Source organism: Paenibacillus marinisediminis (assembly GCF_054343325.1).
On sequence record NZ_JBTGUH010000011.1, the window covers coordinates 13,517 to 29,508 of the forward strand.

Below are 15,992 nucleotides of genomic sequence, written 5' to 3' on the forward strand. Positions count from 1 at the left end.
TATCGACAGCCCTTGTTGTTTAAGGCGTGATGGTTGTTTCAGGAGTGTTGACCGCGTACTTGCGCAATATAGATACTTCTACACGGCGGTTCTGCGCTCTGCCTTCTGCTGAATCATTCGATGCTATAGGATGGAATTCACCCATTCCTACTGCTTGGAAATCCTTCGGATCCAGTCCCGATTGTTTCAGAACGATCTTCATAAATGTCAGTGCTCGTGCTGAGCTAAGATCCCAGTTGGACTCGAACTTTGAATTCTTGATCGGCACATTATCGGTGTGACCGCTGATGACAATCTGATAGCCCTGATAGTTCTTGATCATATCTCCTATGGTTAGGGCAAGCTTCTCAGCTTCTGGTTTAAGTGAAGCAACCCCAGAGTCAAACAGGGCGCTGTCTTTAATCGTAATCTTCAACTCAGAGTGGTTCAGCTCGGTGTTTAACTGGTCCGATAGTCCATTCTGCTTAATATACTGCTGTATGTTCTCCTGCAATTCCTCCAGCTTCTGCTGTTCTTGCTGCACCTGTTTGGTATAAGGATCCTTAGTTTCCTTATCAGCAGTCTTATCCTTGCTCTCAAACGCTTCGCTTAACGTATCAGGCTGGCTTCCGCCCTTAGGCATGAGGGAATTCTGATCCAGAATACTATCACCTGCACCGCCGCTGCTGCTAAAAGCTATGCTGAAGGCATCGCGCATCTGTTCGAATTTCTGCGAGTCAATCGCAGACATAGCGTACATAACGATGAACAACGCCAGTAGGAGCGTAAGCAGGTCAGAGTATGGAAGCAGCCAAGATTCGTCGGCATGTTCCTCGTGATGCTCTGAACGCTTCTTTTTATTCACCGCTCATATCCTCCTTCTCAGTCAAACGAGTGCGTTCCGCAGGCGTTAAGAAGACAGAAAGCTTCTGGCTAATCGCGATTGTGGATACACCGGATTGAATGGATAAGAGTCCTTCTACCATCATTAAACGAATCTGCATCTCACTGCTGGACAAGCGTTTCAGCTTGGTTGATATCGGGTGCCACAAGACATAACCTGTAAATATACCAAGGAGCGTAGCGATAAACGCAGCCGCGATCGCATGAGTCAAGGCTCCCATATCGGACATATCCGCGAGAGCGGCAATCAGACCGATAACTGCGCCCAATACCCCTAGCGTTGGCGCGTACATACCGGCCTGCGAGAAGATCAACGCGCCAGCGCGATGTCGCTCTTCCGTAGCGTGGATATCTTCCAATAGGACATCACGCACGAACTCTTGCTCGTTGCCGTCAATAATCATGCGCATTCCGCCGCGCAGGAATTCATCTTCGATCTCATCAATGCGGGATTCAAGCGCGAGCAACCCTTCACGGCGAGTAATCGATGCCCACTCCATAAATAGTTGAATTAATTGAACTCGATCCACTAATTGCTGCTTCACGAACAGCATCTTGAATAGCTGCGGCAGCTTCTTCAGCTCTTTGAGCGGGAAGGCAACAAACAGGGAAGCAGCTGTACCTCCAAAAATAATAATATAGGCTGCAGGGTTATTCACCAAGTTGATCAACGGCGCTCCCTTAAAATACATCCCTAGCAAAAGGGACGCTAACCCCAGCACTATGCCGATTAATGTTGATTTCTCCATGTCGAACATCCACCTCATCCATGAGTATAATGTTGCTTCCGTGCGTCATCCAATGACTAGTGGCCGCTATCGGCAAATAGCGGCGCTTCATCCTATTTATCGGCATGAAATATGCTAAATGTTAGATGTAAATGAAATACGGGTTGTCCCAATTACGTCCATTGCGCATTGGTGAAGAGATGGGGTTGTGCTACAATACGAGTAACTTGAATATTTACTGTATGCGATAGAGGAGTGGATGGTTGAGATGGCTGTAAGATTTACGAGACCTTATAAAGAGATATTGTTGGATATGGCAGGTGCGCTAGGTCGAATTGAGGATAGCTACACTTTCTTAGACATTGAAGCGGGTGATTGGGAGCAGATGACGCCGGAAGATCGTTACGAAGTGCTGGAAGCGCTTGCGGATGACCTGTTCTACGGTCTGGGACAAGAGAATATCTTGTTTGTGGGAAGCGGAAGCATTCGATATGATCGCGAGTTTCATAACTTTGAAGTATCGAATGAGCATGAGGCTGTAGGCGTTATCGCATTGCTGGATGCTTAGAGCGGCATAGGCGAGAAAAGGGAGAGATACAGGATGGTTAACCGTAACACGTTCACTGTAGTTATGACACCTGACGAGCTTGAAGCACGATTGAAACATGCAGCGGAAGGCGATGGGAGCGTAGTAGCGGCAGACTGTCGCTTTTGGCTTACTGAGCCGCAGCGCGGAAGAGAAGCATACCTAGAAGGTCATATTCCTGGAGCCGTGTACTTCGATATGAATCAGGATCTATCATCAGCTGTTAAAGAGCATGGCGGACGGCATCCGCTGCCTGACCCTGCGCGACTCGCGGACAAGCTGACGGAAGCGGGTATTACTCGCACAAGTACGATCGTCGCCTATGACGAGCAGGGCGGCTCTGGTGCCAGCCGCTTGTGGTGGTTGCTGCAGTGGATGGGCCATGAAGGCGATGTGCTGCTGCTCGATGGCGGTTGGGCGGCTTGGCAGGCGGCAGGCTTGCCTGTGGAGCAGGGAGTGGCAGCGGCGGCTAGCGTGGATGGAATGCGTTATGAGCCTAACGTGCAGGTGCAGTTAGTGCTCGGCATGGACGATGTGAAGGCTAGGCTTGGCCGCAGCGATGTCGTGATCATTGACTCCCGCGACGGGCAGCGTTATCGCGGCGAGGTGGAGCCGATGGACCGCGTGGCGGGACATATCCCGGGCGCGGTGAATCAGCCGTGGCAGCGGAACTTGGACGCTGCAGGCGCGTGGCTTGCGACGGACGACCAGCGGGAGCGTTGGTCGGAAGTGGTGGGTGACGCCGCAGAGATCATCGTATACTGCGGCTCTGGTGTTACCGCGTGCCCGAACATTCGCGGCTTGTGGCAGGCGGGCTACCGCCATGCGAAGCTGTATGCGGGTAGCTGGAGCGATTGGAGCTCGTACGAGGAGAACCCTGTAGCGACGGGTGAGGAGTAAGGTGAGAGGCCGTTTCGGACGCGGGTTTAGGGGCTGTGACAGGTTGCCAATGGGCAGGCTGTTGCGGCCCTATTTGGTCTTTCCGTTCAACAGGTCGCAAACAAGAGGTCGAGGAAAGCAGTTGTAAGACCCCCGGAGCCAGCCATAATAGGGCTACTGGAACAGTTGGTTCAGAGATGGATGAAAAAACACCGATGGATGGCGGAATTGAGAGTGCTCATATACAATAGTTGTAAATTATTTCAGAGAGGGCGAGGGTAGTTATGATCTTGTGGTTTCGACATTTGCCACATAAAAGTATGGATATGTCAGAATGGACCCCTTTCATTCAAAATGATTGGTTTCGAGAGCATTATATGAAATTTGTTTATTTATTGATGGCTATTTTTATATTATCACCCATGTGTTTTGAGGGTGGGTTCACTTTTCTCGCCAATATCCCCCTTATCCCCATTGTTGTTCTTGTTTTTATTTTACATGAAATCAATCACATTCTTGTTGTATACACGAAAGGCGATATTAGCCTAACATTCAAAGGAATATTCTTTTGGCTTAATACAAATGCAACGCTATCCAAAACGAGATTTTGGGTCTTTATGAGTTTGCCATTTATCGTATTATCGGTAGTACCGGGGATTGCTGCGTTCTTTGTCTCAGAAGGTACGATCAAATCACTCCTTTTCTTTATTTGTTGGATAAATTTAATCTTCTCTTCCTCCGATGTTATAAATTCTTTATTAATTCTAATCAAACCCAATCAATCTGTATTCTGCAAAGGTTATTATCGAGTAAAATAGTAAGGCTGGGAAGCTGCGACGGACGCGGGCTGGAGGGCTGTGACAGGTTCGGAGCAGAGCACACTAGTGGGAAAGTTGGAAGTATGCATGGGTGTAATAAAAGTAGGGGAGCTATTTTGCTCCCCTTTTTGGTGTTGCCATATGCTAATGCTGCGTTATGACTAGAGTCTCCACATGGTAGCACAACTGGTAATTCCCGCACCTGTCGACCATATAAAGAACAAGTCACCTTGTACTAAGGTACCAGCTTCAATTGCATGATGAAGTGCGATAAACGGACTGCTTGTGCCTGTGTAGCCATAGAGATCGCCGGTGTATGGGAATTTATCTACATCTTCCCCTAACGCATCGGCAGTATCTTTAAGTAAACTCTGACGTATTTGACTAATATAATAGTGCTTAACATCACTTTTCTCATATCCATGTCTCTGCAGCAGCATCTCAATATTGGTTACTGCAGTCGGGAAAGCCAATTTGAAGTTATACTCCGGCTTTAGATCGATCATCTTCTCTTCAAGCGTCATATGATCGCCGTACATTTGCGTCATGCCCTTGGCAGGGAACAGCATATCCTTCGCAGTCTGCGTATTCGTATAGTAAGCAGAATCGATAAGACCATGCTCACCATCCTCCACTCGCTCCAGTAACACCGCACATGCCGCATCTCCGCTAATTCCCTTTGTGGATAAATTCTTATCTTTGTAGAAACGGGAAAGCTGTTCTGACCCGACAAGAAGGGCATATTTCACTTGGGGATTCGTGGTCATCGAACGGGCTGCTTGGTCAGCAGCAACAACCATCCCTACGCAGTTCGCATTACTATCATAAATGATACACGTATCTTTGCCCTCTAAAGCTTGATGCACCAAGGCTGCATCAGTAGGTACGCTGTATTCATGTGTGCCGGAGGAGAATACGATCATATCCAGATCGCTTCCTCGGAGGTTATTTTTGGCTAGCAGTGCTTTGGAGGCTTCAATAGCCATATAGACACTGTTCTCTTCATAGGTAGAAGCATAATAACGTTCCTTGCGGCCAAAGTGTGCCCAAAGACCAAGCAGTCTCTCTGCCGATTCCCCGGCATGCTGAGCTAACTCTTCATTGGTTACTTTTAATGATGGGTGGTACACTTCAGTACTTACTATCCTTACGTTAGCCAATATGATCCCTCCTCTGCAAGTGGATTACTATTCATACGGGAGTTCTAAGGGATTCCACGTACAAGTGCATAACTTTTACGTCGTTATTATGTATGCAGGACAATGTCTGCTCACTTAGTGATAAGACTTATCAAGATTCATCCTACGATTTAGCAATTGCCCAAGCTTCTTCCACGGTGTCGACAAAGTGTCCTGTGAACCCAGCAGTAGAGGCTACTCTCTGCAATTGGGATCTGGCCACCATTTTCGTAGGGTTAACGAGAACCGCATGCTTAAACCCGTTGTACAACCCATAGCAACGTTCCAGCATAGGCAGGATGTCCTGCTTAAATGGCGCCATATCATTGCAGTCAATGATCAAGGACATGTCACGGATAGGTAAAGTTCCAAGCATGACCTCGAGTCTATCTACTTGTGCGACTGTTTCTTCTACGTCGGCAAAGCCATGCAAGCTGACGAACAGTGTGTTGGATTCTGGATGCATCTTAGATTCAGCTATCATTTGTCAAAAACCCCTTTTCTGCATATTATTATTGCGATTGCAAGTAACGATACATGAACATATATTTAATTATTTATATATACCGTCTCTATCAATATCGACAATATTCTCCCGAGTTTTGATATTTTACAACAAAGTTTTTTATATTTCACTTACTATTAGAGGTTCCTAGTCAGAATACCTGTCGTTTCTATACGTTAACCCGATAGCCAATGAAGGAGAACGAACGCAAAAAGCCCGTGTGGGACACGGGCTTCTTTCACGGTGTTACAGTATGGGGATTAAATAACAAAACTTCATTCCCGAAGCACTTCGGATCACCCGTAAGCCGAATAACACAAATGTATTCTAATGCTGCTAACTGGTGCTTTGGAGTACACCATCAAGCTGTAGTGACTGGAGCTCGTACGAGGAGAACCCAGTGGCAAGGGGAAAAGAGTAAAAGCCGTGAGGCCGCGTCGAGTGCGAGCTTGGAGCCGTAACAGGTTGCCGGAGGGCATGCTGTTGCAGCCCTCTTTGGGCTTGCTGTACAACAGCATACAAACAAGAGGTCGAGGAAATTAGCTGCAGTAGCTGTGAAAATGAAGTTGCCGTTCGACAGTCGGGATACTGTGTCCGCGTCCCTGTGGGGTGCTAATTAAGGGGCTCTCTATTCAGATGTTGAATTGAGAGCCCTGCAAATCGATTTTATGTTCTTGTTTGAACAGCTAACCCACTGAACGATATAGGGCCGACAACATCGGCTCTTGTACCTGCAGTGCGGTTCTCTGCTGTAACTGTGTAAACATGAGAACCCGTTCTTACATTTCTATCTTCTGCCTGGAATGTAACGGCATAATTTTGTTCAGAACCAGCAGACTCGATACCTTGCTGTGTGTTGAAAATCTCCCTTCCATCGCGGAAGACTCTAAAGAGAATCTGTGCAATGCCAGTGACACCTCGAACGCCCACGGTTGTTACCAAGTCTACCCGATTAGGTTGAGAATTCGACGGAATCCGTAAAGTGATTGTGGCAAGGGTAGTTCTTGATGGTGAACGTCGGATCGTAACTGAATTTGACAAGTTGAATCTACTGCGCGGCTGGGCGGCAGCTTTATCGAGAATACGTACCAAAATATCAACTCCTCTAGATTGATATCCTCAACATATTCTGGGTGAACAAATAAAGATTGGGCAATTGACCAATTTGCTTTGAATTAGGCAAATACAATGTGTTCAATGGTAAAGAGCAAGTTACAGATTAACAGACATGACGCGGTCTTTTTGTTGGATCGATTGTGTCCGATACGCCTGTATGGGAATAAAGACTTATCAAAGTAGGACGTAGGTACGTTTTACCATCAGATTGAGGTTAAAAGGTTGATTGTAGACTTTCTGTGATCGTATACTAAAATCAATCAGGCAATGGAATCCCTTCCTTCTACTTCATCTACCAATGGAAGATAGGATCTCTAATCTCCTGATTTTTTTGTTTTTTACAATGGAATTGATAGAAGTAGATGGGTAATGATCATTGGAGGGAGAATAAATGAACGAGGAAGTTGTTACAACCGGATGGGATGCCATTGAAGAGCAAATGGTCAAGATCTACGGTGCACAGGAGCCTAAACACTATGGGACGATGATCTCTTATATGCTGGGAGGCCCTGATCCGCTGGATGGCATCAGCGCTTATAAGGCGGAGAAGCCGCTCCCTCACTGGCATTTAGTCACTTTTGGATTCTCTGAGCTTTATGAAAAAGAATCAGAAAATACTGATTACAGCGGTTATGGATTCGAACTTACTTTTCGGCTTGCACGCGAGGAAGACGAGGAGGAGCCCCCGGCTTGGGCGCTGAACCTGCTCCAGAACATGGGGAGATATGTATTTAATAGTGGGAATATTTTTGCTTCCGGCGATTATTTGGATGCCAATGGTCCGATCTGTCTCGAGTCTGACACGAAGTTGACCGCGCTTGCTTTTATAGAAGATCCGCAGCTCCCTGCCGTACACACACCGAACGGACGGGTTGAATTTTTACAAATGGTTGGTATTACCGAGGATGAACTGGAAGCGATGAAAACCTGGAATACGCTGGGGGTGTTGGAAGCCTGCCATGAGATGCTGCCAGGGTATATCACCAATTTGTCACGGGACTCCATGCTGGAAGTTGCAGCTATTTCTGAAGCCGTCCAGAGGGGTATAGAGTGTGACGGTTCAAATACCGGATTTTTATATGTAGATCAACTATCATGGGAACCGGGCAAGAACCGTTTATTTAGCAAGACGCCGGCAGTGCTCACCTTAGGGGCCAAGCAGGCCGGAACGGTGTGCAAGCTGCTTCGCGGCCGCCTTCTGAAAGGAAAGAATCTGACTCTGGCAACCCAAGACTTGCGAGTCGTTCTAGAGCCGGGAGAGGAAACCAGTTATGAGGCGGGAGAGAACGAAGTGAGGTTGAAGCTGGATGCAGCGGCTACCACTGAGCTCATGCAAAAAATGCAGCCGAAGGAAGAAGAGATCAAGCTTTCTACTTATAAAGGAATGATCATTCAAATTGTAAAAACCCATATCAAGGATCAGGACGGAAATGTCGTATCCACGATAGGATGAAGATGTAATCAGGAGGCGGAATTAGATGGATTCCAAAGCCAAAAAAATATTGATGAACTCGTTTTGGAGCTCCGGGCGCTGGAGAGAGGGGGGATTCTCCTGCTCGGATGAAGACTTTCAATATGCGAAAAGCAAGGGGTTGATGTTCGACCCGGTGACCCTGTCGCACGATGAATGTGTTCTAAAGTTAAAAGAACTGCACAAGCAAACAATCACCAAAGAAAAAGCGGTACGCGCCTTTCTGCACAGTCTGTCCACGCGCAAGGTTTATTTGAGAAGCGCTTTGTCCAGCTTTGCATTGACGCATGATTTACCGATACATACATTTGCCCAGACGCCGGCAGAGAAACTGACCTACTGCGCTTGCGGCGATTGCAATGACAGGAAGCTGATCGTGAATGAACAATATGTCGACGAGGACTTGAATGTACTTAACTTTGAACGGATCAAATGGGGTGGCGTCCGCTTGAACTGGCTGATCTATTGCCTGATGGATCTAGAATTCCTCAGCGAGGAAGAGGAGTTTGAAGTTAGAAGCGTAGATATTGCTATCCTTAAGCAAATGATTGAGGCCGTAGAGGCCTGCGCGGAGAAGGATGCAGCCCGACAGCTGGAGAAGCGCTGGAAGGATATTTTCCCCGCCAACCAGTATGAACGAGATTTCGTGCTTGAAATATGGGGGTACGCCGGTCTGCTGCAGTCCCAAAACGATTACCGCAAAGAGCGCGGCCGGGGAACCGACTTTATGTCGATGGCGACCTGGAGAGGCGAGGATGGATATTCCGCGGAGAAGCTGGAGTTCTATTTCGGGGAGTATTTATAGTTCCCTGCGAATATGCGCCTAAAATTTAAATCGGTATGTAGAAGTGTGGCCTCATTTGATTTGAAAGGAGAGGGTACATATGGAAAAGCAGGCGTACGCAAGATATATGCTCAGTCTTATGGATGAGGAAGTAGATTCTGATGAAGTAGACATTGAGGATAATGAGTTTTATGGATATTTTCAAATGTATATGCCTAGCGGAAAAGGGGTGGAAGCCACCTTTGAGCCGCTTGAAGATGGAGACGCTTATTTGCAGCGGATTGTCCGGGTCTATGAGGTGCTGGATCCGAACGATTTTGGTGGAGAAACGGTACCAGGCTATTTTAACAGCAAAGTTGAAGTGGTGCCTGAAGACGTATTGAAAAAGTATGGTGAGCAGCTTATTTATGGGCTGAAGCAATTGCTGGACGAGTACGCTGAAGGGGATGGCGGAGTGGAAGAGTCAGCATACCTGGCAGGAATCGAACAAATTGAAGTTCTGCCTCGCGGGAAAATAGGCACCATCCGAAATTCATGCGATCCTGGTGTTTATGAGGCGCTGTTTGAAGTGATTCATGAGCACAAGAATTATGATGAGCCTATTGAGATTCTGGATGAGGCCTATTACTCGATTACCTGCGATTACTGGATTTCCTATTACCTGCAATGGCACCGATACGGACTTAAGGGTGATCCATTTGCACCGTACTTTGAGCTGTATAGGCTCGGATATTCGGCGATCTTCTCAGAGGGCAAGCTGTATATCGGCGCCTGATCTGAAGGTGACTCATTTTTAATGAAGTGCTATAAAGAGAGGCTTTTATAATTGAAGGGGGCAGAGCTTCATTGCTAACAGCGAGTGAATTATTATCGATCATCCGTAATGATAGCTTTTTCGAAAATGTATTCAATATAGAGGTTGATTGGGACGCTGAATTAGACGACAGGGATGCTGCCCCATTTGATACGGCATGGAATTCTAGTTACGAGAAAGTGAATGCAATGGCCCCCTCTGAAAATAACGTGATCAGCGATATTAGGGAATTTGCGTTCAAGCAAACTTTTCGGATAACTCAGATTTCTGAACTGGCGGGGTATGTGTCGGATGACTTCGGCCTCATTTCCAAGGCGTTTGAAAACAAGATTGATATTGAATTTATTAATAGCCTATGGGATTCCTACCTGCAGGGGACGTTCCCAAAATGAATCTGGGAATGAAAGAACATCATCATTACGGAGGTGAGCAGCCATGACGGAGCGGATTCCATGCAAAACGGAAGGCTGCAGGGCGACGATCCTGCCGACCACAGTGGCTAAAACAGGCGGTTACTGCATGCCCTGCCATCAAGAGCAGGAACGGCAGAAACGGCAAGCGTTTATTGAGCAGCACCGCAGAACAGTGAATTTGTATGACGGCTTGACGGACCCGGTGGACATTCTGAAGGTCATGCATGCACCGAGGCAGCGTGACCCGCTGATTCAATATGTACCGTACCCGCTCGGCAAAGAGCAGATGTACGTATCATTAACGGCTGAAGAGGCAGGCCGAATGCTGAAGTATGCGCTGGAGCTTTTGGCTGTGGGGGATGAGAGCCAAGCCGACCATATCTTATTGTCGCTAGTGTGTTACCGGAATGACAACATCGCCATAGCTCTGCCCGAGCTCATGGAACGCGGCATGTACCATAACGGCATATTATTCAAGGATGCCCCATCCGACATCCGGGACCGCCTGCTGCAGCAGGTAGAATGGGACGACGATAACCGTAATCACCTCCTGCTGATTCTGAGTTGGATTGGAGATCCCGTAGTTGTCGAGCGGTTTCGGGAATGGAGATTACATCCACCGGAATGGGCGGGCCAACTGTTCGTCGGGCCCGAAATTTACGCTCTCGAGGGGGGCTGGGAGCTCACAACGAACGGAGAACGACGCGAGTTGATCCACAGTTTGAGCTATGCGATTCGGGCAACGGGAGAGCAGTGTGATTCTGCAGCCGAAGTGTCGTCCACCGCCCGTTTCTTGCAAACGAGCTCCTCTGATTGCCCATGGTGCGAGGGGATGCTGACTATCTTGATGGATGCAGATACCTCCCATCCTTCCTTGGCGTATCTCGGCCTACCTCTGGAACGCCTGCAAGTCGAGACCTGCGAGCGCTGTGGCTGCTTCGGCACCATTTACATGGAGCTGGATCGTGAGGGAGTGCCAGTCTGGAGCGGGTTTAACCGTAAACCTGAGTATTTGCCGAGTTTTGATTCAGAGGACAGCAGCAGTGTGGACGTCCCAAGGCTAATCCTTTCGGACAAGCCACACTCCCCGTACTATACGTCGAATTGGAGCTTGTCTCAGCAGGATTCGCAGATTGGTGGACACCCGAGCTGGGTGCAGGATGCCGAGTATCCGGTTTGCCCTTGCTGCGCCAAACGCATGCGGTTTATCGGTCAGGTGGACTGGGCGGATTTCGACAATTATGGGGAAGGTGTTTTTTACATGTTTGTTTGTCCGGAGGACAAGGTGACGGCTTCGTTGTATCAGCAAAGCTAAGCTACGGCCGGCGTCCTTGTAAGCTGCAATGCAGAATACGAGAATGGGGGGGGAAACCGTTGAATCAGGCTGTAGAGGCTTTTCTGAACGAGGTATGGCAGGAAGTCACGGCGATTTACTTAAAAGAAAGCAAGAGGATCAATGAGTTTAAGGATCATAGCAGGTTGCAGGCAGGAGTCATGGACTACCTTCGAGTAGCATGGCGAAAAGGCAAGTTTGCTTGGGCAAATGGGAACATCCATATTGATATATATGAGCCATTCTCTTGGAGCGACAGCTCGTATAAAATTAAAGCTGGCTCCTATATTACGGAGTTGACCGATGAACTTTTGACCGAACAGTTTTTTCCTGCCTTGTGCGAACGTATAGATCACTTGTTCCGCTCTGAGGAACTTGGTTCTCGTTTTTTTGATTACCGGTTTGAAATCGTATTTGAGTTTGAGTGGGAGAAGTTGACATTAACCCTTAACCAGCAGCTGTTTAATGAGCCTAAGTTGATTCAACTCCAAAAGTCGCTGGATCAATTTATTCAAATTAAGATTCTCCCTGATCCGCCCGTATTGCCAAAAGAAAAGGATATGTTCTTCTTCGCCTACCATCTGGTCAATCCTGATCTGGTGGAACAGAAGGCGGAAGAGATCGAGCCTCTGATCCGCCGCCTCTCTGACAAGCTAAATAAGAACCAAGAGCGCAAAAACGAGTGGATTAGACGTTATACTTCGGCCTTCAACAGTTGGGTGAGAGATCACTTTTTACCGCAACATTTTACCCGATCAGGTGATTATGGAGACGATTGGAATTTGAAGGAGGAGCAGGTTCATCCTTCTGTAGATGCTGGAGAAATGGATTTCTTTCTTTATGCAGCCCTGCAGATTGGCTTCACCGAGCCGGATACTCGGCAGAAGTATCTGGAACTTGCGGTGCAATTGGGTTCCAAGCGAGCAGCGGATTATTTGAAAATAGGCAGCGGAAAATTTGAGAGTACCTATCGTGGAGAGCGGGTGGAGGCCCGAAACAATGACGTGACGCAGACGATTGAAATCCGAATCCTCTCTGAAGAAGAGGCGGCTTACGGAGAGGCGCTCGATTATATCATCCATCTTTTGCGACAGGATTTCCCGAAAGGCTACAATCTAAAGCTGAAAAGCAGCCAAAAGCATTTTCTTCCGTTTAAAAAACTGGCGAAGTCCAAGCTGCATCAGTTTTTTGCCAATGCGCTCAGCTACTCGACGTTGTTCCCAAAAATTGCAGAATATGCGGATACGGCGATGGAGGAGTTCGCATGGTACAACGATGTGGAGCCGGGAGAGAAATCGGTCATGCCGGGCACCTATGCAGCTCTGGGTCTTGGTTTGTACAGCGAAGCCTATTTTCCGTTGGTATGCCGTTATATGGAGCTGGTGGATACGGAGCATCAAAGTGTGCAGGATGGCTATGCGGAGGCATTTATTGAGGCGCATGGCGTAAAGGCGGAGCATATGCCCGTGATCGTATCGATTTTACTGGGAGGGATTGACGAAGGAACACGTGTCAAGAATCTAACAATCGATCGTCCTGAGCTTGCGGAGGCGCTTATCGAGGCGCTGAAAGACAAAGAGATTTATGAACGCGAAATGGTACTGTGTCGGACCTTCGGGAGCGTGAAGAAACTGGAAGGCGTAATACGAAAAGCACAGCCGCCGCTAAAAGAAGGTCTGGAGCAGCTGTTGGCGCTGAATGGCGGATGAACCGGTAGAACAGTTGCCCTATAACGCCGTCGCACTGGGGAGCCACGGAGTATCTGGTCTCAATAGATATAAATAGAAGAAGAGCCCGCGTCGAACGTAGGCTCTTGTCGTTGCTTGCATGATCCGGGTCGGCCCTTTAGGGCTTCTCGCTGCTATTTGTCCTCAATAATTCGTGCCTGATCCAGTACCACCCATTGATTCATTTCATCATAACCATTTACAATGGCCATCATCTTATGTCCGGAATACATCCATTCCGGAGGGGTTGTTTGTCTTAAAGATGTGGTATCGGTCAATCCTGTCGCCCGTTCTTCTACCAGGTTAATCAACGTGCCTTGTGGAAAAAAGGCCTCAATTACACCCTCTACCTTGGTGCCGATAGGAAGACTCTGCTTTATTTGATTCCATTCATCCATTGTTGTTTGTAGGATGCGAGACCATAGTTCTTCGAACCTGGCTTTGGGAATTTTCTCATAGTAAGTATCTTCGAGATCAATGGGATGTTCGGCCAACATGTAATGGAATTGTTCATGCTTCCGATGGGAAGTAATCCAGCTTCCGTCTTCTTGAATAACGATTTGCCTGTAGGCGATACCTTCCTGATCGGTTTCAAAATACCAGTTCCCCATTCCCGGTTCAGGACAAGAGCTGAAGTATATCATACGAATCTACCTTTCTTTTTTAGTTGGGGTTACATTGACGTCAGCCACGCGGCGCTGCCACCCGCGATCGTTAATATTACTCCAGCCGATATTCCCCAGATATGTTTTTTATCTAATATGAGATCACCAAATATACTAGGCAGCAGCCATTTAAAAGCAAAGAGCGAGAAAGCACCTTGTGCGGTTCCTAGAAGTACTAGCTTCTTGGCCTGACTCATGTAGGTATCGATTGGAACAGAGCGGGAGAACGCCAATGTTCCCCCAATGCGCGCGCTCCAGTATGTAATCACCATATAGATAATCAAAGTTAGCAAAGTTAAAAAGACCGTGAATATAAATTTGATCAGGGTGGGCGATAACCATGTTTTTGAGGACTTAGATGTAGGGAATCCGATCAGGGAGAACAAAACGCCTACAATAACAACGCCCCCCGCGATGGCACACAAAGCGACATTCACGACGGCTCCCGCCATCAAAAGCATAAATATCATACGTTCCTCCGTAGCTTGGATAACGATTGGTATCTTCTACCTTTATCAATAGTAACATCGATAAATGGTCGTGTACATGAATAAGAGAGTGACCTCGGAGAATAAGCCATTTAAGATTTTCAAGAATTACTCTCTATTACCTTATGTTACAATTGAATTGCTTTTGTATATGACAATCCAGAATTTCGTTTAGATAACATACCCAGATAACAAGGAAGGTGGAGGCAATGTTAAGCGAGAACAATCAGAAACAGCTTGAGCTCATTGTTCGGGAACATCAGTTTGAACACGTAATGGATTATTTGAAGGAGTCTGTACGCCAAGGCATTCGCTTGTCCAAGAAAGAGATAGAGAATTACAAGGATATTTGCTCTTCTCGCATAGGGGGCGATCCAGATCTGCTTCCTAGCGTGGAATGGCCGTTGGATTCTAACGGGACCCCCATGACGTTCCTGGCTCAGCTGCGTCTGCATGAATTGGCGCCTCATGATGTGTCTTCTCTGCTTCCAGCGGGAGGCATGCTTTATTTTTTCGTTGGGGTAGATGAACCTGCTTATCATATTGAACACAAGGTGCTGTATCTACAAGAGGAGAAGCTGCAGGAAGCCCAGCGTCGCCCTTCGCCCGAAGTAACCGCTCTCGAGGAGGAGTTTACCGGATACCGGGTGACTGCCAGAGCCACGATTGAGCCGCCCAATTACGGCTATGTGGATGATGAGCAGGTGGAGGATGGTGAGCATGATTACGAGGAATACGAAGATTTATGCTTCGAGTTGACTGGATACAATTCAAGCGACCTTGCGGTCCTGTTCGGTTATCCGGCAACGCAGCATGGAGATTGTGAATATAAAGCGGCGCTTCGGCTGTTGACTGGTAAGGAATACAACTATTCCGTGAAGACGGCCATGGAGCAGATAACGGCGCATTTGAACGGCGATTCTGACAAGGCGGAGCGGGAAGTCCGCGATACGCTTTTGCTGTTGGCGCTGGATTCGGATCAGGAGGTCGGATTTTGCTGGTGGGATGCTGGAGAACTTCAATTTTATATTCGGAAGGAAGATCTGCTGGCGGGGAAATTTGAACACACCTATTGTTCCTTGTATTCTAGTTAGTCATCACTAATGACTTTCATACATCGAGGGGGAGTACAATTTGAGTGAGATTGATATAAGCGACCTATGGTTCGATTATGCCGGAGCCTTTGTGGATAAAAAGAATGCTTCGGGCTGGGACAAGCTGACCCCGCAGGAACAAGAGATTGTCGCCTTATGGCTGCTGGAAGCCGATGTGTATAACGGCGGGTTTTTGCAGTTTTTTTGCAATTGGGGAGAAGGGGCATATATCCACGCGTTACGGGCATTACAAGCCATCGGGGCGGTCCATGCGCTCGAAATCGTCCAATCCGGATATGCCTGCATCGAGCATTTATCAGAAGATAACCGCCTCACTCAGCTCTGGGATATTCCAAAGTTTCTTACTGATGAAGAGTTAGATAGGATGGACGAGCTTGATACGAGATTCTGGGAAGACCAGGATCGCATTGCGGAAAATGCACATCGATATTACGTGCAGCAGTTGGGAATGACCGCTCTATCATAAGGTGATAGAGTGGCCAATACCAAT

At 47.5% G+C, this 15,992-nt stretch carries 18 protein-coding genes; 11 read left to right on the top strand and 7 right to left on the bottom strand.

Going from position 1 to position 15,992, the window contains the following annotated elements; all coding sequences use genetic code 11:
• Positions 1–19: 19 nt before the first annotated feature.
• Positions 20–844 (bottom strand): flagellar motor protein MotB, encoded by an 825-nt coding sequence (locus ACXX53_RS19280; protein WP_458570317.1) that lies wholly within the window; start codon positions 842–844, stop codon positions 20–22.
• Entirely contained in the window at positions 837–1,631 is a 795-nt protein-coding gene (motA, locus tag ACXX53_RS19285; RefSeq protein WP_458570318.1) for a flagellar motor stator protein MotA, read from the bottom strand. The genes ACXX53_RS19280 and motA overlap by 8 nt, the downstream gene beginning before the upstream one ends.
• A gap of 247 nt (positions 1,632–1,878) precedes the next feature.
• On the opposite strand from motA, the gene ACXX53_RS19290 reads away from it, so the two are divergent.
• From ACXX53_RS19290 to ACXX53_RS19300, 3 genes are all read left to right on the top strand, one after another.
• Positions 1,879–2,178 carry a hypothetical protein gene (locus ACXX53_RS19290; RefSeq protein WP_458570319.1) on the top strand — a complete coding sequence of 100 codons (300 nt, stop codon included), beginning with the start codon at positions 1,879–1,881 and terminating at the stop codon, positions 2,176–2,178.
• Between the two features lie 33 nt (positions 2,179–2,211).
• Positions 2,212–3,096: a sulfurtransferase gene (locus tag ACXX53_RS19295; protein WP_458570320.1), complete on the top strand. Its 885-nt coding sequence runs from the start codon at positions 2,212–2,214 to the stop codon at positions 3,094–3,096.
• Between the two features lie 299 nt (positions 3,097–3,395).
• The gene (locus ACXX53_RS19300; protein ID WP_458570321.1) at positions 3,396–3,893 is read left to right on the top strand and encodes a DUF3267 domain-containing protein; all 498 of its coding nucleotides are present in this window, start codon (positions 3,396–3,398) and stop codon (positions 3,891–3,893) included.
• A gap of 161 nt (positions 3,894–4,054) precedes the next feature.
• Here ACXX53_RS19300 and ACXX53_RS19305 read toward each other — a convergent pair whose 3' ends face one another.
• The 3 genes from ACXX53_RS19305 to ACXX53_RS19315 form a co-directional block, all read right to left on the bottom strand.
• Positions 4,055–5,053: a ketoacyl-ACP synthase III gene (locus tag ACXX53_RS19305; protein WP_458570322.1), complete on the bottom strand. Its 999-nt coding sequence runs from the start codon at positions 5,051–5,053 to the stop codon at positions 4,055–4,057.
• A gap of 142 nt (positions 5,054–5,195) precedes the next feature.
• Entirely contained in the window at positions 5,196–5,555 is a 360-nt protein-coding gene (locus ACXX53_RS19310; protein WP_458570323.1) for a hypothetical protein, read from the bottom strand.
• Between the two features lie 687 nt (positions 5,556–6,242).
• The gene (locus tag ACXX53_RS19315) at positions 6,243–6,668 is read right to left on the bottom strand and encodes an exosporium protein C (protein WP_458570324.1); all 426 of its coding nucleotides are present in this window, start codon (positions 6,666–6,668) and stop codon (positions 6,243–6,245) included.
• A gap of 415 nt (positions 6,669–7,083) precedes the next feature.
• On the opposite strand from ACXX53_RS19315, the gene ACXX53_RS19320 reads away from it, so the two are divergent.
• The 6 genes from ACXX53_RS19320 (at position 7,084) to ACXX53_RS19345 (ending at position 13,216) form a co-directional block, all read left to right on the top strand.
• On the top strand, positions 7,084–8,145 hold the full coding sequence (locus ACXX53_RS19320) for a suppressor of fused domain protein (RefSeq protein WP_458570325.1): 1,062 nt from the start codon (positions 7,084–7,086) through the stop codon (positions 8,143–8,145).
• 25 nt (positions 8,146–8,170) lie between these two features.
• On the top strand, positions 8,171–8,968 hold the full coding sequence (locus tag ACXX53_RS19325) for a hypothetical protein (protein WP_458570326.1): 798 nt from the start codon (positions 8,171–8,173) through the stop codon (positions 8,966–8,968).
• 79 nt (positions 8,969–9,047) lie between these two features.
• Positions 9,048–9,722: a hypothetical protein gene (locus ACXX53_RS19330; protein ID WP_458570327.1), complete on the top strand. Its 675-nt coding sequence runs from the start codon at positions 9,048–9,050 to the stop codon at positions 9,720–9,722.
• Between the two features lie 71 nt (positions 9,723–9,793).
• On the top strand, positions 9,794–10,153 hold the full coding sequence (locus ACXX53_RS19335) for a hypothetical protein (protein ID WP_458570328.1): 360 nt from the start codon (positions 9,794–9,796) through the stop codon (positions 10,151–10,153).
• Between the two features lie 103 nt (positions 10,154–10,256).
• Entirely contained in the window at positions 10,257–11,489 is a 1,233-nt protein-coding gene (locus ACXX53_RS19340; protein ID WP_458570329.1) for a DUF1963 domain-containing protein, read from the top strand.
• Between the two features lie 59 nt (positions 11,490–11,548).
• A complete protein-coding gene (locus ACXX53_RS19345) occupies positions 11,549–13,216 on the top strand; it encodes a DUF6138 family protein (RefSeq protein WP_458570330.1) in 1,668 nt (555 codons plus the stop codon).
• Between the two features lie 152 nt (positions 13,217–13,368).
• Here the strand turns inward: ACXX53_RS19345 and ACXX53_RS19350 are convergent, their stop codons facing one another.
• Positions 13,369–13,845 carry a hypothetical protein gene (locus ACXX53_RS19350; protein WP_458570331.1) on the bottom strand — a complete coding sequence of 159 codons (477 nt, stop codon included), beginning with the start codon at positions 13,843–13,845 and terminating at the stop codon, positions 13,369–13,371.
• A gap of 62 nt (positions 13,846–13,907) precedes the next feature.
• Positions 13,908–14,369: a hypothetical protein gene (locus ACXX53_RS19355; protein WP_458570332.1), complete on the bottom strand. Its 462-nt coding sequence runs from the start codon at positions 14,367–14,369 to the stop codon at positions 13,908–13,910.
• Positions 14,370–14,596: 227 nt separating this feature from the next.
• Between ACXX53_RS19355 and ACXX53_RS19360 the strand changes: the two genes are divergently transcribed.
• Together ACXX53_RS19360 and ACXX53_RS19365 are read left to right on the top strand one after the other, a co-directional pair.
• On the top strand, positions 14,597–15,481 hold the full coding sequence (locus tag ACXX53_RS19360; RefSeq protein ID WP_458570333.1) for a YwqG family protein: 885 nt from the start codon (positions 14,597–14,599) through the stop codon (positions 15,479–15,481).
• A 40-nt stretch (positions 15,482–15,521) separates the two neighbouring features.
• The gene (locus ACXX53_RS19365) at positions 15,522–15,968 is read left to right on the top strand and encodes a DMP19 family protein (protein ID WP_458570334.1); all 447 of its coding nucleotides are present in this window, start codon (positions 15,522–15,524) and stop codon (positions 15,966–15,968) included.
• Positions 15,969–15,992 lie beyond the last annotated feature (24 nt).

What these genes read in the sequence shown, in the direction of transcription:
- ACXX53_RS19360 (WP_458570333.1), top strand. Translation starts at nt 14,597, where the DNA reads ATGTTAAGCGAGAACAATCAGAAACAGCTTGAGCTCATTGTTCGGGAA.
- ACXX53_RS19350 (WP_458570331.1), bottom strand. Translation starts at nt 13,845, where the DNA reads ATGGGGAACTGGTATTTTGAAACCGATCAGGAAGGTATCGCCTACAGG.
- ACXX53_RS19325 (WP_458570326.1), top strand. Translation starts at nt 8,171, where the DNA reads ATGGATTCCAAAGCCAAAAAAATATTGATGAACTCGTTTTGGAGCTCC.
- ACXX53_RS19290 (WP_458570319.1), top strand. Translation starts at nt 1,879, where the DNA reads ATGGCTGTAAGATTTACGAGACCTTATAAAGAGATATTGTTGGATATG.
- ACXX53_RS19355 (WP_458570332.1), bottom strand. Translation starts at nt 14,369, where the DNA reads ATGATATTTATGCTTTTGATGGCGGGAGCCGTCGTGAATGTCGCTTTG.
- motA (WP_458570318.1), bottom strand. Translation starts at nt 1,631, where the DNA reads ATGGAGAAATCAACATTAATCGGCATAGTGCTGGGGTTAGCGTCCCTT.
- ACXX53_RS19330 (WP_458570327.1), top strand. Translation starts at nt 9,048, where the DNA reads ATGGAAAAGCAGGCGTACGCAAGATATATGCTCAGTCTTATGGATGAG.
- ACXX53_RS19295 (WP_458570320.1), top strand. Translation starts at nt 2,212, where the DNA reads ATGGTTAACCGTAACACGTTCACTGTAGTTATGACACCTGACGAGCTT.
- ACXX53_RS19310 (WP_458570323.1), bottom strand. Translation starts at nt 5,555, where the DNA reads ATGATAGCTGAATCTAAGATGCATCCAGAATCCAACACACTGTTCGTC.
- ACXX53_RS19300 (WP_458570321.1), top strand. Translation starts at nt 3,396, where the DNA reads ATGGATATGTCAGAATGGACCCCTTTCATTCAAAATGATTGGTTTCGA.
- ACXX53_RS19320 (WP_458570325.1), top strand. Translation starts at nt 7,084, where the DNA reads ATGAACGAGGAAGTTGTTACAACCGGATGGGATGCCATTGAAGAGCAA.